The sequence below is a fragment of the Paludisphaera rhizosphaerae genome, from assembly GCF_011065895.1.
GTDB classification, from domain to species: Bacteria; Planctomycetota; Planctomycetia; order Isosphaerales; family Isosphaeraceae; genus Paludisphaera; species Paludisphaera rhizosphaerae.
Map to the genome: position 1 here is coordinate 1 of NZ_JAALCR010000079.1, position 1,722 is coordinate 1,722.

Below are 1,722 nucleotides of genomic sequence, written 5' to 3' on the forward strand. Positions count from 1 at the left end.
ATGGTGTCGAGAGAACGGACGCGAGCCCAAAGACTCGGCATGGTTCGGTCAGAAGCTGAAGACCGCCTACCCCTACGTGAAGACTTCGCAGCGAAGGTCGCCCGGGGGCGATGAACATCGGACGTCCCGAGAGCGCTACTACACGAACGTCCGCTTGCTCTAGCTTGCCCCCATGTCACAGGGTGGAACAGGAATGTCACGGGCTATATGGGTCAACCCTGTGACGCTGCATATCCACTCTGGATAACAAGTTACGTTACCAGAAAGCCGTCTGTCACAGGGTGTCACAGGGTTTTACGCATAAAACAGACTAGAAGAGTTAAAGAGCCATAGAGGGCATAGGTGCATATAGGCTAAGGAGAGCATAGAGAGAGAATAGAGTTTGCCCCCCCCTGTGACGCCAGTGCCAACAATGCAACCCGTTGGCATCAAGTCTATTACGTCGAAAAACAGCCTGTGCGACCCCTTGTGACAGCCTGTGACATCCTCTCACCGCATTCCCCCGCCGTACGCTTGCAGCGATTATGCGGACGACGTTTCGTTTCACGCAGGCTTTCGCGTGGAACATCGAACCGGGCGTGTCAGTATTGCGTAGCTAGATAATCAAAAAGAGGATGTGAGCACGTCTACGACTGCCGATCGTTGGAAGGGGGCATAGGTGCAGACCGGGTAGGGGTCTCTTTTGCTACAGCCTTGAAGGCGTCTCACCGGGCCTACCCCCGCGCGTGTGAAATGCCGAGTTTTTTTTCGACCAGTAGGTGCACCCAACTGGTCAGCCCAGGATCGCCGGCCCGAGGGGTCGGCGTGGTTCGATAGACAGGAAGGAAAACGCGATGAATTCAGCGTTCCTGATAAACGACAGCCTGAGTTTAGACCCCCTGCCCCACAAGGACCCGAGGAACACGCGAGGTAGGCACTCCTACTCGTTCCTCAGGGCCTTGGCGGGCGTGGCGAACCCGTTCGGCGATCGTCGGGGCGATTGGGACGTCCAGCCCCGCGGCCTGGAGGGCGAGGTCGACCAGGAGCTTCGCAAGCGGTATCCGCACATGAAACCCCGGGGCTTCCTCACCCCGTCGTCGAGCGACGACGCCGAAGAGGTCCGCGCCCTGACGTCTTCGACCGGGTCGGGGGCGATCGGCGACGTCGTCGTCATCCCCGTCGTCGAGGCCCTGAGGGCAAAGACGGCCCTGGGGGCGATGGGCGCCCAGATCAGGCGGCTCCCCGTCGACAGTCGGGGCGTCGGCTGCATCCCCCGCCTGAAGTCGACGGCGTCGGTCGGGTGGCTCGTCGAGGGTGCCGATGCTCCCGAGTCCTCCCCCCAGTACGACGGCCTTGAACTGACCCCGAAGACGGCCGCCGCGACGGTGCCCGTCTCGCGGACCATGCTGCGGTCCGCTTACACCGCCGACTTCGAAAAGATGGTCGCCGACGACGTCGCCACGGGGATTGCGGTCGAGGTCGACCGGATCGCGATCGCCGGGACGGCCGGGGGTGTCCTCCCTGTTGGACTGCTCAACGTCCCCGGGACCAAGTCCGTCGAGCTTGGCGTCAACGGCGGGGCCCCGACCCGCGACGCCCTGGTCGAGCTTGAACGCCTGGTCGGGGTCGCGAACGGCGACGCCGGGGCCGATGCTCGCCTGGGCTGGATCGCTTCAGCCAACGCCCGCGCCCGGCTCCGCAGGCTGGACGGCTCGACGGCCGGTTCGGGGGCCTGGGTCTGGA

Annotated in this window: 1 protein-coding gene; it reads left to right on the forward strand. The window is 63.1% G+C overall.

Annotation, left to right across the window (positions count from 1 at the left end; translation table 11 throughout):
* Positions 1 to 833: 833 nt before the first annotated feature.
* On the forward strand, positions 834 to 1,722 hold an 889-nt coding region (locus tag G5C50_RS32050), incomplete at its 3' end, for a phage major capsid protein (RefSeq protein ID WP_165076158.1).